Source organism: Bacillus sp. IT-79MI2, assembly GCF_949768135.1.
Classification (GTDB): domain Bacteria; phylum Bacillota; class Bacilli; order Bacillales; family Bacillaceae_G; genus Bacillus_A; species Bacillus_A pseudomycoides.
The window spans coordinates 120,948-141,299 of sequence record NZ_CATKPV010000051.1 but is presented as its reverse complement, the minus strand read 5'-3'; the positions used below and the strand labels follow the sequence as shown (position 1 = coordinate 141,299).

28 protein-coding genes are annotated in these 20,352 nt (G+C 35.7%); 10 read left to right on the top strand and 18 right to left on the bottom strand.

Going from position 1 to position 20,352, the window contains the following annotated elements:
- Window positions 1-182: 182 nt before the first annotated feature.
- A complete protein-coding gene (locus ACM6HU_RS07465; RefSeq protein ID WP_016116285.1) occupies window positions 183-1,028 on the top strand; it encodes a hypothetical protein in 846 nt (281 codons plus the stop codon).
- A gap of 31 nt (window positions 1,029-1,059) precedes the next feature.
- On the opposite strand, the gene ACM6HU_RS07460 is transcribed toward ACM6HU_RS07465, so the two are convergent.
- The gene (locus ACM6HU_RS07460) at window positions 1,060-1,896 is read right to left on the bottom strand and encodes a biotin/lipoate A/B protein ligase family protein (RefSeq protein ID WP_016116286.1); all 837 of its coding nucleotides are present in this window, start codon (window positions 1,894-1,896) and stop codon (window positions 1,060-1,062) included.
- Between the two features lie 170 nt (window positions 1,897-2,066).
- On the opposite strand from ACM6HU_RS07460, the gene ACM6HU_RS07455 reads away from it, so the two are divergent.
- Window positions 2,067-2,450, top strand: coding sequence for a rhodanese-like domain-containing protein (locus ACM6HU_RS07455; RefSeq protein WP_016116287.1), 384 nt, complete (start codon window positions 2,067-2,069; stop codon window positions 2,448-2,450).
- 29 nt (window positions 2,451-2,479) lie between these two features.
- Here ACM6HU_RS07455 and ACM6HU_RS07450 read toward each other — a convergent pair whose 3' ends face one another.
- On the bottom strand, window positions 2,480-3,067 hold the full coding sequence (locus ACM6HU_RS07450) for a hypothetical protein (protein ID WP_016133251.1): 588 nt from the start codon (window positions 3,065-3,067) through the stop codon (window positions 2,480-2,482).
- A 283-nt stretch (window positions 3,068-3,350) separates the two neighbouring features.
- Between ACM6HU_RS07450 and ACM6HU_RS07445 the strand changes: the two genes are divergently transcribed.
- The 5 genes from ACM6HU_RS07445 to ACM6HU_RS07425 all read left to right on the top strand — a co-directional run bounded on the left by ACM6HU_RS07445 (window position 3,351) and on the right by ACM6HU_RS07425 (window position 6,000).
- Window positions 3,351-4,328 carry a LacI family DNA-binding transcriptional regulator gene (locus tag ACM6HU_RS07445; protein WP_016116289.1) on the top strand — a complete coding sequence of 326 codons (978 nt, stop codon included), beginning with the start codon at window positions 3,351-3,353 and terminating at the stop codon, window positions 4,326-4,328.
- 104 nt (window positions 4,329-4,432) lie between these two features.
- A complete protein-coding gene (locus ACM6HU_RS07440) occupies window positions 4,433-5,008 on the top strand; it encodes a TetR/AcrR family transcriptional regulator (RefSeq protein ID WP_016116290.1) in 576 nt (191 codons plus the stop codon).
- Between the two features lie 70 nt (window positions 5,009-5,078).
- Entirely contained in the window at window positions 5,079-5,411 is a 333-nt protein-coding gene (locus ACM6HU_RS07435) for a DMT family transporter (RefSeq protein ID WP_016116291.1), read from the top strand.
- A 1-nt stretch (window position 5,412) separates the two neighbouring features.
- A complete protein-coding gene (locus ACM6HU_RS07430) occupies window positions 5,413-5,727 on the top strand; it encodes a DMT family transporter (RefSeq protein ID WP_016116292.1) in 315 nt (104 codons plus the stop codon).
- Window positions 5,728-5,742: 15 nt separating this feature from the next.
- Window positions 5,743-6,000, top strand: coding sequence for a DUF3975 family protein (locus tag ACM6HU_RS07425; RefSeq protein WP_003200291.1), 258 nt, complete (start codon window positions 5,743-5,745; stop codon window positions 5,998-6,000).
- A gap of 15 nt (window positions 6,001-6,015) precedes the next feature.
- Here the strand turns inward: ACM6HU_RS07425 and ACM6HU_RS07420 are convergent, their stop codons facing one another.
- The 10 genes from ACM6HU_RS07420 to gcvT all read right to left on the bottom strand — a co-directional run bounded on the left by ACM6HU_RS07420 (window position 6,016) and on the right by gcvT (window position 13,901).
- Complete coding sequence (locus ACM6HU_RS07420) at window positions 6,016-6,225, bottom strand: hypothetical protein (RefSeq protein ID WP_016116293.1); 210 nt, start codon at window positions 6,223-6,225, stop codon at window positions 6,016-6,018.
- Window positions 6,226-6,489: 264 nt separating this feature from the next.
- Window positions 6,490-7,083, bottom strand: a complete 594-nt coding sequence (locus ACM6HU_RS07415; protein ID WP_016116294.1) for an ABC-2 transporter permease — start codon at window positions 7,081-7,083, stop codon at window positions 6,490-6,492.
- Window positions 7,084-7,118: 35 nt separating this feature from the next.
- Window positions 7,119-7,751, bottom strand: a complete 633-nt coding sequence (locus ACM6HU_RS07410; protein ID WP_016116295.1) for an ABC-2 transporter permease — start codon at window positions 7,749-7,751, stop codon at window positions 7,119-7,121.
- Between the two features lie 77 nt (window positions 7,752-7,828).
- On the bottom strand, window positions 7,829-8,701 hold the full coding sequence (locus ACM6HU_RS07405; RefSeq protein ID WP_016116297.1) for an ABC transporter ATP-binding protein: 873 nt from the start codon (window positions 8,699-8,701) through the stop codon (window positions 7,829-7,831).
- A gap of 5 nt (window positions 8,702-8,706) precedes the next feature.
- The gene (locus tag ACM6HU_RS07400) at window positions 8,707-9,081 is read right to left on the bottom strand and encodes a GntR family transcriptional regulator (protein WP_414848096.1); all 375 of its coding nucleotides are present in this window, start codon (window positions 9,079-9,081) and stop codon (window positions 8,707-8,709) included.
- Window positions 9,082-9,197: 116 nt separating this feature from the next.
- Window positions 9,198-9,389, bottom strand: a complete 192-nt coding sequence (locus ACM6HU_RS07395) for a hypothetical protein (RefSeq protein WP_016116299.1) — start codon at window positions 9,387-9,389, stop codon at window positions 9,198-9,200.
- Window positions 9,390-9,473: 84 nt separating this feature from the next.
- Entirely contained in the window at window positions 9,474-9,698 is a 225-nt protein-coding gene (locus ACM6HU_RS07390) for a DUF3929 family protein (protein ID WP_033671500.1), read from the bottom strand.
- A gap of 266 nt (window positions 9,699-9,964) precedes the next feature.
- Complete coding sequence (gcvPB, locus tag ACM6HU_RS07385; RefSeq protein ID WP_016116301.1) at window positions 9,965-11,440, bottom strand: aminomethyl-transferring glycine dehydrogenase subunit 2; 1,476 nt, start codon at window positions 11,438-11,440, stop codon at window positions 9,965-9,967.
- Complete coding sequence (gene gcvPA / locus ACM6HU_RS07380; RefSeq protein WP_016116302.1) at window positions 11,437-12,780, bottom strand: aminomethyl-transferring glycine dehydrogenase subunit 1; 1,344 nt, start codon at window positions 12,778-12,780, stop codon at window positions 11,437-11,439. Before gcvPA ends, gcvPB begins: the two co-directional genes overlap by 4 nt.
- Before the next feature lie 20 nt (window positions 12,781-12,800).
- On the bottom strand, window positions 12,801-13,901 hold the full coding sequence (gene gcvT, locus ACM6HU_RS07375) for a glycine cleavage system aminomethyltransferase GcvT (protein WP_016116303.1): 1,101 nt from the start codon (window positions 13,899-13,901) through the stop codon (window positions 12,801-12,803).
- 350 nt (window positions 13,902-14,251) lie between these two features.
- Between gcvT and ACM6HU_RS07370 the strand changes: the two genes are divergently transcribed.
- Window positions 14,252-15,934, top strand: a complete 1,683-nt coding sequence (locus ACM6HU_RS07370; RefSeq protein ID WP_016116304.1) for a DEAD/DEAH box helicase — start codon at window positions 14,252-14,254, stop codon at window positions 15,932-15,934.
- Window positions 15,921-16,715, top strand: a complete 795-nt coding sequence (locus tag ACM6HU_RS07365) for a YqhG family protein (RefSeq protein ID WP_016116305.1) — start codon at window positions 15,921-15,923, stop codon at window positions 16,713-16,715. The genes ACM6HU_RS07370 and ACM6HU_RS07365 overlap by 14 nt, the downstream gene beginning before the upstream one ends.
- 32 nt (window positions 16,716-16,747) lie before the next feature.
- On the opposite strand, the gene ACM6HU_RS07360 is transcribed toward ACM6HU_RS07365, so the two are convergent.
- From ACM6HU_RS07360 to ACM6HU_RS07345, 4 genes are all read right to left on the bottom strand, one after another.
- Entirely contained in the window at window positions 16,748-16,894 is a 147-nt protein-coding gene (locus tag ACM6HU_RS07360) for a hypothetical protein (protein ID WP_016116306.1), read from the bottom strand.
- A 92-nt stretch (window positions 16,895-16,986) separates the two neighbouring features.
- Window positions 16,987-17,214 (bottom strand): hypothetical protein, encoded by a 228-nt coding sequence (locus ACM6HU_RS07355; protein WP_016116307.1) that lies wholly within the window; start codon window positions 17,212-17,214, stop codon window positions 16,987-16,989.
- Window positions 17,215-17,457: 243 nt separating this feature from the next.
- Window positions 17,458-17,910, bottom strand: coding sequence for a TlpA disulfide reductase family protein (locus ACM6HU_RS07350; protein WP_016116308.1), 453 nt, complete (start codon window positions 17,908-17,910; stop codon window positions 17,458-17,460).
- 28 nt (window positions 17,911-17,938) lie between these two features.
- A complete protein-coding gene (locus ACM6HU_RS07345) occupies window positions 17,939-18,481 on the bottom strand; it encodes a peroxiredoxin (RefSeq protein WP_016116309.1) in 543 nt (180 codons plus the stop codon).
- Between the two features lie 197 nt (window positions 18,482-18,678).
- Here ACM6HU_RS07345 and ACM6HU_RS07340 point away from each other — a divergent pair, with 197 nt between their 5' ends.
- A complete protein-coding gene (locus ACM6HU_RS07340; protein WP_016116310.1) occupies window positions 18,679-19,311 on the top strand; it encodes a VC0807 family protein in 633 nt (210 codons plus the stop codon).
- A gap of 164 nt (window positions 19,312-19,475) precedes the next feature.
- On the opposite strand, the gene ACM6HU_RS07335 is transcribed toward ACM6HU_RS07340, so the two are convergent.
- Complete coding sequence (locus tag ACM6HU_RS07335) at window positions 19,476-19,676, bottom strand: YqzE family protein (protein WP_016116311.1); 201 nt, start codon at window positions 19,674-19,676, stop codon at window positions 19,476-19,478.
- 35 nt (window positions 19,677-19,711) lie between these two features.
- Window positions 19,712-20,209 (bottom strand): shikimate kinase, encoded by a 498-nt coding sequence (locus tag ACM6HU_RS07330; protein WP_003200427.1) that lies wholly within the window; start codon window positions 20,207-20,209, stop codon window positions 19,712-19,714.
- Window positions 20,210-20,352 lie beyond the last annotated feature (143 nt).

Sequence of the window (20,352 nt, the reverse complement as noted above, 5' to 3'; positions counted from 1 at the left end):
TTTTTCTTCTGTCTAATTTTACAAATTGAAAAATTTCATAAAGAAAATAAGAAAAATGCAAAATAATTAAAGTTAATTGTTGACGTGATGCTTTTATTATCGGTATCATATTTCTTCGTGAGCAATTATTTTTCGTTATACGATTTTTTTATTATTACTGAATTTTTGAGAGGGGAAATTTGATGTCACTTAAGAAGAAAACGCAAGTACGCACCGGCAAAATGGTACGTGAACTAATGTTAGCAGATGAAGATGTAAATGCTTCGCTAATTATGGTATATAGTGAAAACGGTGTAAACGCAGAAATTAAAATCGAGGGCTTAACGCCAAAATGTAACGAAGAATTATTTTTGAGCGGAAACGTAGATTGGAACAAAAGTGTGATTTATAAGATTGTCGATTTCACAGGTAACGCTGAAGTTGGTAAAGTTACATTAACAGCAATGAACAAAAACAATGTTTCCCTAGAAATTGAACGCGTTATGTGGAGTAAAGAAAATAAAGAAGCTGCTGAACAGGAGGTAACACCTGTAGAAACTGCTCCCCCAAAAGAAGTAGTGGCAGAAAAGGCACCTAAAGTAGTCACAGCGGCTCCAAAACCTGTTACACGTGTTGAAGAACCGGTTGTAACCCCTAAACCTACTTCGGCACCAGCGCCAAAGCCAGTACGTTCAGAGACAGTTGTAGCGGCACCTACTCCAGCTCCTGTAAAAAAAGCAGTACCCACTCCAGTTACAAAGCAAGAAACGGTTACGGCTATGCCTACCAAACCAAAACAAGTGGCTTCAACTGAAGCAAATTCTAAACTACAAGAGAATTATGTGAAGCTTGTGAAAAAGACAATCGAAGTATGTCAAGATTACGAGCTTGGCATCGACATAGATGATTCTATTGAGAACTTAAAAGAAGAATTACAAAGCCAAGGTATTAGCGTGACTTTTGATAAAGAAATTATGGATGTTGTAAATCGTCTTCGTTCTTTACAAGACAAAGGAATTAAAGTAGAAAAAGTACTTAATTTATTATAAAGAAAATAAGGAGATGGCAAATGCCATCTCCTTATTTTTTATAATTCCACTCATCACTTTCGTACTTTTCTTTCGCTAATGTTTGCACTTCCTGAAGCTGTTCTTCTGTTAGTTCATACGGAACTAGCTCCACATCTAACCCTTTTTCAAATCCAACTTGGAACGCTTCAATCAACTGTTCAATTGTAAACGTACGATCTGTTAATTCATTGATTGCGACCGCTTTAGAAGAAAACATGCTCTTCATACGCTCTTTCACTCGCTCATTTGGGAATAAGAATAAATCATACAGCTCATCTAAATCGATTTCTAGCGGAATAGATCCATGCTGCAGGATAACACCTTTTTGACGTGTTTGTGCACTTCCAGCAATTTTTCGGCCTTCTACAACAATTTCATACCAAGATGGAGCATCGAAACATACGCCTGAGCGTGGATTTTTTAAATTCTCACGGTCTGCTTCCGTTTTTGGAACCGCATAGTAAGCTTCTAATCCTAACGCCTTAAACCCGTCTAATAACCCTTGCGAAATTACTCGGTATGCTTCCGTAACTGTTTTCGGCATATTCGGATGATCCTCAGAAACGATAACACTGTACGTTAATTCCTTATCATGCAATACACCCCTACCACCTGTTTGACGGCGAACAAAACCATATTTCTTTTCATTTACTACATCCATATTAATATCTTTTTCTACACGTTGAAAATACCCCACTGTTAATGTTGGCACTTCCCATTCATAAAAACGAATCGTTGGCGGCATTTTCTTTTCGCTTTGCCAATTTAATAAACATTCATCTAACGCCATATTAAATGCTGGTGAACATTGACCAGAGTTAATATAACACCATTTTTCTTTTCCCATCCTGCACCTCATATAACCAATTATTTTTCACAATCTCTAGTCTAACAAATTCGACAAAATTTGTGAAAGAATACGAAATTTCTTCTTCTTACCAAACGAACCTGTTGCATAAATACATATGGGCATTATAATATTGAAAGTAGGATAAGAAAAAAGGGAGCGATAGAATCGTGTCAACAAACTTAATTATTATACTAGCCGCAGTTCTAGCATTCATCGGCTACTCTGTATGGATGTTTTTCTATCAGAAGAGACTAATTAAAACACTTTCAGAAGAAGAATTTCGCGCTGGCTACCGTAAGGCACAGCTTATCGATATTCGTGAAGCAGATGAATTTAACGCTGGTCATATTTTAGGTGCTCGTAACATTCCATTATCACAAATCCGTATGCGTTACAAAGAACTACGTAAAGACCAACCTGTTTATTTATACTGCCAAAGTGGATTCCGTACAGGACGTGCAGCTCAATATCTAAAAAAACAAGGTTACAAAGATTTCTACCAACTACAAGGCGGATTTAAATCTTGGACAGGAAAAATTAAAAAGAAATAATATTGAAAAGAACTAGCATGACTCATCGGCTAGTTCTTTTCTTCCATATTGTTCGCAATATACAATAAGTTTTGTTTTACTACTTTTTCATTTCTTGATTCTACATTGCGATATAGCAATTGGTACTCTAACCCCTTCTCTTTCCATATGAGCGTCGCAAATTCTTCCCCCTGTTCACCCTCATCCCTATTTTTAAAATAGGCAGCTGAGCCATTATCCAATTTCATTTTTTCATGAAATCGATTTCGTTCCACAATATAAGGAAAACTGTAGGAAAAATTAGCAACAGTTAATTCTACATAATCTTTTCTTCCTTTTTCTTGTTGTCTATATTTTATCGTCAAGACAGCGTTCTTCGTCCCAATTGTTCTTACTTCTCCCTTTACATCGTTCATAACATCGTACGGTAAATACGTCGGAGCTTTAAATGATTCCGGAAAATATTTTTTTGCATTCTTTAACGAAACAGGACCAGATACACGATCTACAGCTCCATCCGCATTTCCTACAAATTGTTTTTCTTCTTTCACTGTCTGTTGGAATGAACATGAGCTAAGCAAAATACTAGAAAACACGAAACAAATGATTCTTTTTTTCACTTTGTTTCCGCCCTTCATACCGCTCTCTTTACTGACAAAGCGTTAATATGTTGTTCATATTCGCTTCACTTGTTCACTCTCCCTTTGAAAACTTTCCTCGTTTATCTCTCACATTTTGACATGTCGTATCTTTTTAGACAAAAAAACTTTTCACTACCCTTACGCCCTAACGCAAGGTTACGCGAATAGTGAAAAGCTTTGTTTATAAAATAGATTATGAAAAGCTTTTCAGGTCAAGCGTTTTTTAGTAATGTTCCATTCCTGTCCATTTCCACTTATAATGAAATGAGAGGTGAAACATATGGCAAATATAAAACAAATTGCGAAAATTGCGGGAGTATCCATAACGACCGTTTCACGCGTATTAAACGATCATCCATATGTAAGCGATGAAAAACGAAAACGCGTTTTAAATGCTATTGAAGAATTAAATTATGCAAAAAACATAAATGCAGTTCATTTAATAAAAGGAAAAACATTTACAATCGGTGTCATGCTTCCTTTTATCAACTTACCTTACTTCAGCACGATTCTTGAGGGAATCGGAAACGAAGCCCTAGCCGCTGGATATCACATTAATTTATGTCAAACGAATTACGATAGTATCGAAGAAATTCGAGTTCTTGAAATGATGAAGATGAAACAATTTGATGGCATGATTATATGCTCCCGAACAAGCTCTTGGGAGCATATTGAACCATTCGCAAAATTTGCTCCTATCACCTCATGCGAAAAAATGAAGCATCCCCTTATTTCCTCCGTCTATGTTGATCATTATGAAGGGTTTCGCATTGGTACGGAATATTTACTAAGCAAAGGACATGAGCGAATTGGCGTTTGTTTAGCAAGACAAAAAAGTGTAAATACAAAGCAGCGTGAAAAGGCCTTCTCTGATGCTCTCCATACTGCCAAAAAAAGACTTCAACCAGATTGGATGTTTTACCAATGCTACACGATGCAAGATGGTGCAAAAGCTTTACACAGCATGTTAAACATGAAAGAGCGTCCAACTGCTATTTTTACTGCTAATGACCAAGTAGCCGCTGGTTTATTAACAGAAGCAAGAAAAAACGGCATACGCGTTCCAGAAGATTTAGCGATTCTCGGTTTTGATAACCATGAGATTTCGGAGGCATTAGAAATTACAACGATTGAGCACCCCGGATTAACAATGGGAGCTCTTGCTTTTTCTTTATTTCATAAGCAAATACTTGGTGAACAAATCATCGGGAACTCCAAAGAACTCCCTTTCCGTTTAGTCGAACGAAAAACTGTGTAAAGAGTGCCTGCTGAATTTGGCACTCCTTTTCAACATCTGACTTATTGACTTTATTTTGATTATTTATTACAATTACCCTAACGAACGGTAGGTAGGGGATGTAAATGACAGCAAACCGCATTAAAGCTGTAGCACTTTCTCATTTCGCACGCTATAGCTACGAAGGGACTTCGTTAGCAAATATTGCACAGGAAGTCGGGATTAAAAAACCATCGATTTACGCACACTTTAAGGGAAAAGAAGAATTATACTTCATCTGCTTAGAAGCTGCACTTCAAAAAGATTTACAATGCTTTACAGACGATATAAAAAAATTTTCAAAGTCATCTACTGAAGCATTACTTGTAAACTTGTTAAAAGGTTACGCAAAACGATTTGGTGAAAGTGAAGAATCGATGTTTTGGTTACGCACTTCCTATTTTCCGCCTGATGCATTTCGCGAACAAATTATTAAAAAATCAAATGCTCACATTGAAAACATCAGAGAACTTTTATTTCCTGTATTCAAACGAGCAAATGAACAAGGTGAACTGCATAACCTTGAAATACAAGACGCTTTAGAGGCTTATTTATGCTTACTTGACGGTCTGATGGTTGAACTATTGTACGCAGGCTTAAATCGCTTTGAGACCCGTTTAAGTGCTTCTTGGAAAGTGTTTTGGCGAGGGCTTTCACAATGACGGATTGCAAATAGCAATGCGTCGTTTTTCAGCCCTTCGCCTAACGACTGGTAGGAAGGAGAAATAATATATGGCATGGATTTATGTAATTTTAGCTGGCATCATTGAAATTTTTTGGGTGATTGGACTAAAGCACGCAACTACTCCACTTGAATGGGTTGGTGTTGCTCTCTTAATCGCAATTAGTTTCGTCCTATTATTTAAAGCTTATAAAGATTTGCCTGTAGGAACTGTATATGCTGTGTTTACAGGAATCGGAGCTGGCGGAATCGTTCTTACAGAAATCTTTATTTTCGGAGAACCATTTTCAATTGTAAAAATCTTATTTATTGGTTTAATCTTCTTTGGCGTTATTGGATTAAAACGAGTAACGGGTGAACAAGAAGAGAAGGAGGTCGCATAAAATGGCATGGGTATTTTTAATTATTGCTGGTATTTGTGAAATTGTTGGTGTACTGTTTATGAAAGTAGCCACCGAAAAGAAAGGCTGGGCACCTAAGCTTATTTTAATCGCTAACTTTGCCGTAAGCTTCTTCTTCTTATCACTTGCAATGGACTCATTACCGATGGGAACAGCTTACGCGATTTGGACTGGAATTGGAACTGCTGGAAGTGCGCTTCTAGGTATTCTTATCTTCCGTGAATCAGCTGATTGGCGTCGCCTTGCCTTTTTAAGCTGCATTTTATGCGGTGCAGTTGGCTTAAAATTAATGAGCTAACGTGAGGTGAATGTCATGTGGAAAGAAAAAGGGAAACAAATTGTAACTGGAATTATAATTGGAATTGTGCTCCTACTACAAATGAGCTTTCATTTTATCGAATGGTTATTCCATAAAGGAATTTCTATTCTTACATTCCTTCCCAACATGGCACTTGAAGTTGTATCCATTGTTTGGTCAATTATCGCTTCCATCATGATTATTATCATTTGGAGTATCGCTAAACTTTGGAATAAAATAACCAAAAAAGACAGTTCTTCTGAAAAGAAGTAACTGTCTTTTTTATACTTAATGATTCGCGTTGCTTGGCAACCTAAAGAAATTGGATGCAATAAGACATAGTATTCCAAGAATAAAAACGCCAGTCCCAATACCCTTATTCGAGCTTTTAAATAAGTTAATATCCGAGTAAAAATTCAGCATCATAAGACCTAAAGAAAACAAAATCAATCCAATTCCAATTAATATTCTTCCTATTGGCGTCCGTTTTCTCATCATTACATCTCCCCCTAATTTCTTTAAAATCTAATAATATTTCCAATCCAACCGGACATAATATCAACAAGGAGCTGATTATATGCAAAATTCCATACATAAACATATCCTATTGTTATTTTTCTTATTTCTTTTCTTTGTTATATGTTTCAGCCTTATATTACATGCACCAAAAGAGATGCCGAGCACCGTTTCTGTTTATAAGTTACTCCTGTGTTATTTTCCCTATTGAAAAAGGTGTCTTGTGATGAGACACCTTTTTTCCTGCTATATGTCCATTCGCTCATATAATTTCACACAAGCCAACATTGAGAAAACCAACATGCAAGTTGCCCCCATGCATAAGAACCCACTATGTAAATTCAATTGCTCTATATTTACTTTAAAGAAAACTTCTAAAATAAATATAGGTGCGATTAATAGAAAACAAGCTATCATAAACGTTTTCTGATAGCCTAACAGAAAGTAAATTGGTAAAATCAAACTAAAAACAATAAAACTGAGGCTCATACTAGTTACAACCGTCGTTTCTATAAAATCCACTGTCTCATTTCTTAACTGAATACCTACTGTAAAGTAAGCAATGATAACACTGGTCATTAAAATAATCAGCGCAAACATATACTTTGCCAATATCATTTGTTTTCTAGATATCGGTAAACTATTAAACATCTTTTCGCTTTGATTTTTTTCATCACTATAAAAAGTTCTCATCATCAATATAACAGGAATAATAACTGTCGTAAGTGTGAATGTACTATGGTTATCTCGCGTCGCCATATAGAATAAAAAAGGATAGATTATATACCAAATGAGCATTTTCCTTTGCACAATAAAATCTTTCATGATTAGTTGTTGCATACTTCTCCCCCCTCCTAGCGCACAAACCACTGCTCTTATAACTCTTTTTCTCGAAACATTTGGATTGAAAAAACTACAGATACCATATATATCACTAACACCCCAATACCAATTGTCCCCATAACTACTATAAGATTCTCAGAATGAAAAACTTTTAGCATAATCGCTTTATCACCGAGAACATTACACATAAAACCAATAATTCCGACAAGCGGAAATATGATAATAATATTCAATATACTAACAGCCGAATAATCACCCATATATTGGATAGGGAGTGCTACTAGACTATAAATAATCGCCGTTATCCCAGCTGAAAATATTACATATCCCGGGATATGCACATTCTGATTCAAAAGACTATTTACTAATATCGCTATCATATATGTTAGAGCCAACCCCAGTATAATAAAAAACACGTTTGATATGTATTTGGCTATAACGATGTCCCTTCTCGTCACCGGTAAACTCGCTAGCACCTTTTCTACCTTGCTTTTATCTTCAAAATATAAAGAAATGAATAGAATCATACCGCATGTAAAAAAACAACCTATTGCAATTCCTAATGGTTCGGTAGGATTCCTCAATAAGGAATAAATAGGAATTAAACTATACAATGGCCATATCTTTCTCTGTAAGAAAAATTCTTTCCAAATTAACTGCTGCATATAGATTCTCCTTTTTATAGATCACGTTTTTCATAAAGTTTAACGGTAATACACATTTTGTAAAAAAGAGCAAATCCTTATATACGAGTTGACGCATAAACACTCCTCCCCTTCGCCGTATACACAACGATGTCATCTAAAGTCGGTTTTTCTAATACAACTTCGTTTCCAAACCAATCTTCAATTGCTTGCTTATCTTTCACCAATCCTTCAAAACCAAATTTATTTTTGCGTAATCCGATAAAGAGTTCTTTTCCTTCAGGATCTAATAAGTCATTACTACCTTTTACCAGTACATATTTTTCTAATATTGCGTCTTTTTCTCCCGTAAAAACAATCTCACCTTCGTGAATAAATGTAATATAATCAGCAATACGCTCTAAGTCCGTTGTAATATGTGTCGAGAATAATACCGCTACTTCTTCTTCCATCACAATTTCTTGCAACATATCGAGCAGTTCACTACGGACAACTGGATCTAAACCTGATGTCGGTTCATCCATAATAATGAGCTCTGCATGATGCGATAAAGCCATCGTAATCGCAAATTTCATTTTCATTCCTTTCGATAACTGCTTAATCCTCTTATTTTTTGGTACTTGTAATCGGTCCATATACCATTGATATTTTTCTTCATCCCATTTTTTATATAACGGTGCGATAATTCGTTTCATTTGTTCACACGTTAACTCTTCATAGTAATGATTTTCGTCATATACAAATCCAATGTTTTGCTTAATTTCTTTTTCAGCTTTTTTATTATCCTTGCCAAAAATGGTAATATCACCGCTATTTCGTCTTACTAAGTTCATGATCATTTTTATGGTCGTACTTTTCCCAGCACCATTTGGCCCAACAAACCCCATAATATACCCACGTGGCAATGTAAAACTTATATTTTTCACTGAAAAATCTTTATAATTTTTACAAACGTTTTTTAACTCTAACATGTCACTTATTCCCCCTTATATGAAAACGCAATCATTTTTTGCAACTCTTCAAGTGAAAGCTGCAAAAACTTACTTTCATTCACAATTTCTTCCGCTTTACTTTCTAACAAGCGCAATCGTTGTTCTCGCAAGAGCTCGTTATTTTGCATGGAAACATATGTCCCTTTTCCAGCAATGGTTTCAATATACCCTTCTTTTTCAAGCTCTTCATACGCACGTTTCGTCGTAATCACACTAATCTGTAGTTCTTTCGCTAAGCTACGGATAGACGGCAATCGATCTCCACCCTTAAGACCTCCATTTAAAATAAGCTGCCTCAATTGCTTACTAATTTGTTCATAAATAGGGTCTGGGGAAGAATTTGAAATAATAATATTCATGTTTTCCTCCACTGTATATATACTGTATATACCTTATATACACAGTATATACACATCGTCCTATTTTTGGCAAGAAAAAAAGACCAACATTTCCCTGTTGGTCTTCCATATATGTATCACTTCTCAAAGCGATCTAGCATTTCATCTCTCATCCCAAAACTAACAACCGCGATTCCTACATACATGAAAATAAGAAATGCTGGATGCACTGCATTGTACCAGCTGCTATCAACAATTAAATATACCGTTAATGCTACAACAAGTACAAATGCCAAAATAAACATATAAAAGTGTCTTGTACTACCCATGATAAACTCCTCTCTTCTCACTTCTCTCTTCTCACTTCACCATTCAACAGTATATTTTATCGAATAATTCGATATGACTCAAGGCTAACTTTCTTTTATGTAATCAAGTTCTACCTTTACAATGTCATCACAAGCTATTGAAATAATTGTTCCTTGTTTATCAATCGCTGTCACTTCTTCGTTATCCATTACCCGATGTGCTACACACTCTAACATTTTTCCATAATCTCGATAACAAAATTCCTTTATATCTTTAATTTGTTTACCGTTTTCTAAATGATACACCATCCTATAACACTTATAGCCCATTCCTTCACCCCAAATTGTTCGTTTTTTCACATATACGTAAAAATGAGTTATTCTCCTCATTACACCTTCTTAATTTCAATAAAATTCTAACAAAAATACACAATTTTATCAAACCTACTTTTTCAACAAAAAAGCTTAAAAAACAACTTTCTTCCACACTGTTACATGAAATACAAAAATTCTTCACATTATTTTCATAATCTCTGCACAATTTCTCCACAAAAAAAGAACCCGCATATAGCGAGTTCTTTTCATTTTACATTTACTCAAACTTGTACAGGAGCTGGCTTTTGATAACGTAAAATCGGTTTACGTGCAGCCATTGTTTCGTCTAGACGTTTAATTACCGTCGTATGTGGTGCTTCTTGTACAACTTCTGGATTTTCTTCTGCTTCTTTTGCGATTTGAATCATCTTATCGATGAAACCGTCTAATGTTTCTTTTGACTCTGTTTCTGTTGGTTCAATCATAATACATTCTTCCACATTTAATGGGAAGTAAATTGTTGGTGGATGGTAACCAAAATCAAGCAGACGTTTTGCGATGTCTAGTGTACGTACACCAAGTTTCTTTTGACGACGACCTGATAATACAAATTCATGCTTACAATGTCTATCAAATGGAAGATCATAGAACGGCGCTAATCTTCTCATCATATAGTTTGCATTTAATACAGCATATTCTGTTACTGCACGTAGTCCATCTGGACCCATAGAACGAATATACGTATAAGCACGAACGTTGATACCAAAGTTTCCATAGAATGGTTTCACGCGTCCAATTGCTTGTGGACGATCGTAGTTAAAGTGATAACCATTTTCTGTTTTCTCTAAAATTGGTTTTGGTAAAAATGGAATTAAATCAGCTTTTACACCTACTGGACCAGAACCTGGGCCACCGCCGCCATGCGGACCTGTAAATGTTTTATGAAGATTTAAATGCACAACGTCAAATCCCATATCTCCAGGACGTGCTTGGCTTAATACCGCATTTAAGTTTGCACCATCATAATACAATTTACCGCCTGCATTATGAACGATTTCTGCCATCTCTAAAATATTCTCTTCAAATAAACCAAGTGTATTTGGATTTGTTAACATAAGTGCTGCTGTTTCTTCGTTCACAACACGTTTTAAATCTTCTAAGTCAACAAGACCGTGTTCATTTGATTTTACTGTAATTGTTTCAAAACCTGCTACTGTTGCAGATGCTGGGTTTGTTCCGTGCGCAGAGTCAGGAACGATAACTTTTGTACGGTTATAATCACCGTTTGCTTCATGATATGCACGGATTAACATTAATCCTGTCCATTCCCCATGCGCACCAGCTGCTGGTTGAAGTGTAACAGTATCCATACCTGTAATTTCGATTAAATGTTCTTGTAAGTCGTACATTAATTCCATTGCACCTTGCACTGTTTTTTCATCTTGAAGCGGATGAATGTGTGCAAAGCCTGAGAAACGAGCCACGTTTTCATTGATTTTTGGATTGTACTTCATCGTACAAGATCCTAATGGATAAAATCCAGAATCAACGCCGTGGTTACGGTTTGAAAGTGCTGTGTAATGGCGCATAATATCAAGTTCAGATACTTCTGGAAGCTCTGCATCTTCAGTACGGATATAATCGCTCTCAAACACATCTTCTAATTTCACTTCTTCTACATCTAATTGGGGTAAGCTATATCCTACGCGTCCTTCTCTACTCATTTCAAAAATAAGTGCTTGATCTTGGTTCTTCATTGGATAGCCCCCATTTCGTTTACAAGTGTGTCAATTTCTTCTTTTGTACGAAGTTCTGTTACTGCTAGAAGCATATGATTTGTTAATTCTTTATAATCACGGCCTAAGTCGTAACCACCGATAATATTCATTTGTACTAATGCATCATTTACTTCTTGTACTGGACGTTTGCAATCTACAACAAATTCATTGAAGAATGGTCCAGCAAATGTTACTATAAATCCTTTTCCCTCAAATTGGCGTTTTGCATATTGCGCTTTAGAAATATTTTGACGTGCCATTTCTTTCACACCTTGTCTTCCAAGTGCTGTCATTGCAACAGACGCTGCTAATGCATTTAACGCTTGGTTTGAACAAATGTTAGATGTCGCTTTGTCACGACGAATATGTTGTTCACGAGCTTGCAATGTTAATACGAAGCCACGTTTGCCGTCTGAATCCACAGTTTGTCCGACAAGACGTCCTGGGATTTTACGCATAAATGCTTTCGTTGTTGCAAAATAACCGCAGTGTGGTCCACCAAACTGTGTTGGGATACCAAATGGTTGTGCATCACCAATTACAATATCAGCACCAAATTTACCTGGTGGTGTTAAAGCGCCTAATGATAATGGGTTTGAAGAAACGATAAATAATGATTTTTGCTGATGAGCAATTTTCTCAATATCAGCTAATCTTTCTACCTGTCCAAAGAAGTTTGGATATTGAACGATTACGCAAGCGACTGTATCATCTACTTCACTTTGTAATACGTCTAAATCTGTTACACCATCTTTATGATCAATTTCAACAACTTCAAGATGTTGACCTTTTGCATATGTTTCAAGTACTGCTCTTGATTCTGGATGAACTGCTTTAGAAACAAGAATTTTCTTTTTGCGCGTATGACCAGCTGCTAACATTGCCGCTTCTGCTAACGCTGTACCTCCGTCATACATAGAGGAGTTTGCTACATCCATTCCAGTTAATTCACAAATCATTGTTTGGAATTCAAAAATCGCTTGTAATTCCCCTTGTGAAATTTCTGGTTGGTATGGCGTATAAGCTGTATAAAATTCTGAACGAGAAATAACATGATCAACAATTACTGGAGCGTGATGATCGTATACACCTGCTCCTAAGAAAGAAGCGTATTCTTTTAAGTTAGCATTTTTACGAGCCATATCAGACAGTTCTTTTAAAAGCTCTGGTTCTGACTTTGCTTGTTTAATCTTTAAATCCCCTTTGAAACGAACACTTTCTGGAATATCAGAAAATAATTCATCGATCGTTTGAACGCCGATCGTTTGTAACATTTCTTTTTTGTCTTCTTCTGTCATTGGAAGATAACGATGCAACATGAAATCTACCCCTCTCCCCGTTACTTTGAACGTTTGTAAAATGGTGTTGGAACGACTACTGCTTTAACGCGTTTATTACGAATCTCAATTTCTATTTCTGTATCAACTGCTGCGTATTTTACATCAACTAATGCTAAACCAATGCTTTTCTTTAACGTTGGAGATTGTGTACCACTTGTAACTTCCCCGATTTTTTCTTCGCCTACATATACAGGATAATGCGTACGAGGAATACCGCGTTCAATTACTTCGATGCCGACTAATTTACGAGGTGCACCGTTTTCTTTGTATTCTTTTAATGTTTCTTTTCCAAAGAAATCTGCCTCTTTATTTGTTTTTACTGCAAAACCAATTCCAGCTTCAATTGGTGTAATATCTTTTGATAGTTCTTGACCATAAAGTGGAAGTGTCGCTTCAAAACGAAGTGTGTCACGTGCTCCCAAACCACATGGTTTTAAGCCGTCTTCTGCTCCAACTTCAAGAAGTTTCTCCCAAAGTTTTGGAGCATCTTCACTCTTGCAGTAAATTTCAAATCCGTCTTCACCTGTGTAACCTGTACGAGATACAAGTGCAGGAGTTCCATCTACAAGAACATCATTTTTAAATTTAAAGAACTTAATTTCTTTTAAATCTTCTGACACAACTTTTTGTAAAATGCCTTCTGCTTTTGGACCTTGAATTGCAAGTTGTGCAATTTCACTAGAAACATTGACTACTTTCGTATTGCCAATGACATGACTTGCTAACCACTCGTAATCTTTTTCGATATTCGATGCGTTGATTACTAATAAGTAGTCTTCTTCACCACGTTTGTAGATTAATAAATCATCTACTGTACCACCATTTTCGTAACACATTGCTGTATATTGTGCGCCTCCTACCTTTAAGGTAGAAACGTCATTTGTAACAACACGTTGTAAAAATGCCAAACTATCTGTACCTGTTACTTCTACTTCCCCCATGTGAGACACATCAAACAGGCCTGCAGCTGTACGAACAGCTTCATGTTCTTCTTTAATGCTTGAAAATTGAACTGGTAATTCCCAACCACCAAAGTCGATTGTTTTTCCACCATACTTCGCGTATACATCAAATAGCGGTGTACGTTGTAATGTAATCATGTTCTTTCCCCCTTATGCTGTCTATGACAAATCAATAAAAGTTGGCTTCCCGTATCTAAACATTTTTCATTCAGAAAAGATGGGATATACGGAATCTCAATGTATTTTTTTATGAAAGCGTAAATAAAAAAGTACTTTCTTGGATAAAATACGAAAGATTCCACACATTTCACACCATTATCCTAACATTTTTCGATCTATTTCATCAATATTCTAGCATAAAAAATAATTTAGAATTTTTCATCCTTATACTTGCAAAAACAACTTCACCTTAAAATGTTAGAAATCAGGATTTTTGGTGAGGGATGTAACAATAAGCGTTTTAGTTTACAGAAGGTGGGAGAGTTTCAATGAATGTCGATATTTCCGTAGATCGGACATGGCAAAATAATTTCTTAAAACGAATTGATGAAGATGGCCCTTGGACAAATTGGGAACTATATGATTTAGCCTATAAAACAGAAAAATCATTGCTTGTCCCTACATTTGATGGTTTGCAAGCCCCTAAACATTTATCGCATTTCACACCGCTTCCTCATCAATTAGAAGTAGCACAAACTGTTATTGAACAAATGAATGGAAAAGCGATACTAGCAGATGAAGTTGGACTTGGAAAAACCATTGAAGCAGGTCTTATTTTAAAAGAGTACATGGTGCGCGGTCTTGTAAAAAAAGTACTTATACTCGTTCCAGCCTCCCTCGTTTCACAGTGGGCATATGAACTGAACACAAAGTTTTTTATTTCTGCTGTTGCCCAAAGAAAAAGCTACTCGTGGGAACAAGCTGACGTTATCGTTTCATCCATTGATACAGCGAAGCGTTCACCGCATCGTGACATCGTTTTAAACTTGGAATACGATCTCATCATTATTGATGAGGCACACAAACTTAAAAATAATAAAACAAAAAACTATGAATTTGCACAACGTCTTAAAAAGAAGTTTTGTTTATTACTAACCGCAACACCTGTCCAAAACAAAATTGATGAAATCTTTAATCTCGTTTCCTTATTAAAACCAGGACATCTAGGCAATCAATCTAACTTCGAAGAATATTATGCATCGAAAAATCGCTCAGCAGAGTCAGATGAAGATTTAAAAGCACTCATTAATAAAGTGATGGTAAGAAATCGGCGAAATGGTACAGGTATCGAATGGCCGAAAAGGCACGTTCGGACAATATTTGTTGATTTTAATGAGGAAGAGCAGGCTCTATACAATGCGATTGAAAATTGGAAAGGACAAGACGCTTTTACCTCTGCCTTTTCATCATTAACTTTGAAACGAGAAGTATGTAGCAGCCGTGAAGCAGTTTATTATTCACTCAAAAAGCATGTAGAAAAAAGACAAAAAGAAAATGAGAATTATATACCAGACCCATATATCGATGTTTTAATGGATAAAATCAATCATATTCCTTTTAATACAAAAGCAAACCAAGCACTGGAGCTTATAAAAGAAATTGATGATAAAGTCGTCATCTTTACAGAATATAGAGCCACACAAATGTATTTACAATGGTTTTTAAAACAGCACGGTATTTCATCAGTCCCTTTTCGTGGTGGGTTTAAACGAGGGAAAAAAGATTGGATGAAAGAGCTCTTCCAAAATCATGCGCAAGTGTTAATTGCAACCGAAGCTGGCGGTGAAGGGATTAACTTACAATTTTGTAGCCATATGATTAACTATGATTTACCTTGGAATCCAATGCGGCTTGAACAGCGAATTGGACGTATCCATAGGCTTGGCCAAAAAAATGATGTTCATATTTATAACTTAGCAACGAAACATACAGTTGAAGAACATATTTTGAAACTTCTATATGAAAAAATCAATTTATTTGAGCGAGTCATCGGTGAACTTGATGAGATTTTAACAAGAATTAATATGAAAAATATCGATGCACATATTCAAGAGATTTTCGCAGGATCAAAGAGCGAAGGAGAGATTCGAATTAAGATGGAAAATTTAACATCTATCATCGACTTTGCGAAGAGAAACGAAGCTGAGGTGCAAGGCTATGCAGCAACATGAAATTCATAATTACTTATGGAATTTTTTCCAAGCAAATGACTGTGAAATTTTGGGGCGTTCCCCGCATCTACTAGATGTACAATTAACAATTGAAATGGATAAACTATTGATGAATCGCCCTTTTTACTGGCACTACCTTGAGAAAACGGGTGGCATCCCAAATCCGATGCGACTTACTCTCATTACGGATCCAGAGAATGATGAAGAAGAAGGTGAGCCTATTCACTATGGCTCTCCTCGTCTGCATCAAATCTTCCAAACAACAAAAGAACTGGGATCCTACATACGTTTATTCGAAGAAGTAAATTCAAGTGGTACAACTCATATACCACTTCATCCATGGCTTGGCGTCAATGTAAAAGTATGTTATCAATGTGATCGAAAGAAAGATATGCTTCATTCCATCGGGATTCATCTTATTTCTGGAACAATGATTACAAATTTTCATGAAACACTAGCAAAAATTCGACTCACGCCAAAAATACCAGATTTTAGTTTTACACTTACTCCCATTATTAAGCCGCAAAGTGGATTACAGCGGATAGAAGATGCATTAAAAAATCTCATTGCAGCTGATGATCATACATGGGCTGAAGAAGCACGTGTACGCTGGAATCATGATTTAGCGCTTCTAAATCGATTTTACGAAGAAAGTGAGGAACTCCCCGAAAGCTACGAAATAGAAAAACAAGCATTACAAGAGCAATATGAACCGCGTATTACAATGCAAATTATAAATGGTGGGCTCTTTTATGTAACCGCTAATCATTTTTTTTCATAAGAAAAGCCCCTTCATATGAGAAGGAGCTTTTCTTATATTTTTCCATTATACTTTCGACCATCGTTATGTTCTTGTTGTTTCTTTTCTGTCATTCGCTTTTGATATTCTCTATCTTTTGCACTCACATGGTTTGCATCTGTTGGAAGATTTTTCTTCGAACGCCCTACACCATTACTCATCTTTTTCACTCCTTGCTCTTTTAAATCCCCCCTTATTTTCAGCTATAGAAGCATTCCTTATTCAATAAAATAAGAGAAGCTTTTCGCTCCTCTTATTCCTTCACATATTTCTGAAACATATCGTGTAAGCCTTGATTTACGAGATGAGAGATCTGTTCGTCAGATTTATGTGGATAACGATCACGCAACCTGATAGATGCTTTCACCATTAAATTTTCTAATACAGAACGGCCGCCTTCCCCATAAATAATTTCAGCATATTCTACAAGCCTTCCGTCCTCTAATGTTGCTGGATTATGATTGAAGAAAAATTTACTCATTGTCTCCACCTCTCTCTTTGATAACGTTTACATTTATATAGATTATTTATGTTATTTATTTCACAATATTGTATGCATGTATAGATGATTAGTTTCATTATAAAACAACATGACGATAGGAATAATGTATTTTTTCGTCAATTTTGTGAACAAATTCTTAAAAATGAAAGCGTTTTAATTATTATATAATAAAAAAGATTACCATGCTAGAGGCAATCTTTTTTATTTCTACTAAACTATAACTTACGCTTCGTTTGCTTCGTTTAGTACACGCTCAAGACGTTTGCGAAGCATTGGCATACCGCTGCCGCCTGCTTGGAAATGACGAAGTTTTCCTTCTTTATCAAATACGTAGTAAGCAGGAACATATTTATTTTCAAATGCATCTGTAATCGCATGTTTACTATCAACTAAAATTGGTTGAATGATATCGTGGCTTTCTGCCATTTTTTCAATTACTGCTAAGTCTAAATCTTCTTCTGAGCGAGGCATATGAACTGCTACAACGTTTAAGTGATCATCATACTCGTCACGTAATTCATTTACTTCTGGCATCGCTTCTTTACATAAGTAACAGCTTACAGACCAAAAGTGAATTAATGTCGGCTTATCTCCAATTAAATCTTCACGCGTTACTGCGTCGTTTAAAATTTCTGTTGCACCTTCTAATGATGGCATTTGTTCACGTAATTTCATTTTATCTATTCCTCCTACGACTTATAAATTATAAAGTTTCTTGTCCTGGTTTCCAATTTGCTGGGCAAAGGCCGCCTGTTTGCAATGCTTGTAATACACGTAATACTTCGTCTACTTCACGTCCAATATTGTTATGGTGTACAACTTGGTACATTAATTCGCCTTCTGGACTAATGATGAATAATCCACGTAGTGCGATTCCTTCATCTTCTAATAACACGCCGTATTCGCTTGATACAACATGGTTTGTATCAGCTGCTAATGGGTAACGTAAGTCGCCTAAACCATTCTTTGTACGATCTGTGTTAATCCATGCTAAATGTGTGTGTACTGTATCTGTAGAAACACCGATTACTTCCGCATCTAAATCTTCGAACTCATCGTAGCGATCAGATAGTGCAATGATTTCTGTTGGACAAACGAAAGTGAAGTCCATTGGATAGAAATATAATACTGTCCATTTATCATTTTTCATGTTTTCTTCTAAACTAACATTTTTAAATTCTTTATTTGGCATTACTGCACTCATTTCGAAACGTGGTGCTTGTTTCCCTACTAAACGTTTTGTCATATCTATATTCATCCTCCCGAAGCTAATTGAGATTAATTTCTAATTTGTAATGATTATAATTTTTATTATATATAAGTTATCAAATTAAAGTCAACACTAAATTAAAATAATTTTAATTTGATTGCAATTATCAATTAATCTTGTACAATATTCAGAAATTGTATTGTAAAATATATCTATAACTAAGGAGGCACAAAATGAATCAAAATAAGAAAGCTATATTCGATATTGTATTTTATCTCGTCTTCCCTTTTCTCATTTGGAAATTTGCAAAAACACATATTGATCCTTATTATGCAATGCTTATTTCCTCAGTACCGGGAATTCTTTATACACTGTACTGCTTTAAGAAAGAAAAGCAGTTCAACGTTACAGGGTTCTTTATTCTTATTACCCTTATTGCTAACACGACAGTAGACTTACTATCTGGTTCTGCTGAGAGAATGCTATGGAATGACGCATATTATCATATCGTACTCGGATGCATTGTCATCTGTACAATCTTTATTAAAAAACCACTCATGTTATATTTCGCAGCTGATATCGCAGCCTTGCAAGGACATGACCGAGATAAGAGCCGCGCTCTTTACCGTGACAAACGCATATATCCAGCCTTGCAATATTTAACACTATTTTTTGGTCTCCAATTCATTTTAAAAAGCTTTTTAAAAATCTATTTCATTTCTGTTTTTGGTGTAGAAGGATATGGTGAAATGAGAGCAATCATGACCGCTGTTGGCTGGGGAATTTCCATATGTATTGGGATAGGATTTGTATGGGTTAATAATAAAATACACTCAGTAACTGAACAGAAAGAATCTACACAATAAGTTAAAAACTATCACAAGAAATAATAAAAATCCCCCTGTACAATATGTGTACAGGGGGATTTTTATAGGTTTATCTGTCGAATCGATGACAAGTATACACTCATCGCAAAAATTGTACTATACCGCCTAGCATCATTACTAGCGGTAAATCATTCCAATTTTTATTAACTTGATTTTTTTCGTTTCTTCTTAACGTTTTGATAGAACAAAGCAGCGCTAAGCGGCATCATACCGAACCATCTATTTAAAAACGGCGCTTTTTCAGCACGGCGCTGCTCTTTCTTTTGCTTTCGATCCTCTTTTGGAGCATCCATATACGATACAAATTGTTGCGTCATAAAACGCACATAATCATTAGTAGACATATCATCACCTCTACTTGATTAGTATGTCCACTTTTTTACGCATTAATCTTACGCAGTAGCTCCCCCATAATCTCTTCCACACTTTTATTTGTCGTATCAATATATATATCCGCTTCTTCATAATATGCCCGGCGGTTCTCAAACTTCTCCACAAACGCCTCAATATTTTCTTTTTGAAATAATGGACGTGTCGTATCTTCACGAAGGCGCTCTGCAATAACATATGGATCACAATATAAATACACGACGGTTCCATTCTCTTTCATCCACTGACGATTCTCTGCGCGTTCCACGATGCCACCACCCGTTGTAATAATTACATTACTCGTTAATAACGAACGCAGCATTTCACTTTCATATTGACGAAATGCATTTTCCCCTTCTTCTGCAAAAATATCGCGAATTTCCTTCCTTTGCTTCTCTTCAATTTTTTGATCTGTATCTACAACTGGAATATGGAGTTGCTCACTTAGCATCCTCCCAATTGTTGTTTTTCCGGCTCCCATAAAGCCTGTTATGTAAATGGATTTCATTTTGTTACCTCTTTTCTGTCTGTTTAATTATTTGTATTATAACGAAAGATAAGCTAACGTGGTTTATTTTATATACTACTTGCACAAATTAATAAAAAACGTTTTGTTCTTAATTTGTTATCAAGAACAAAACGTAATGGTAA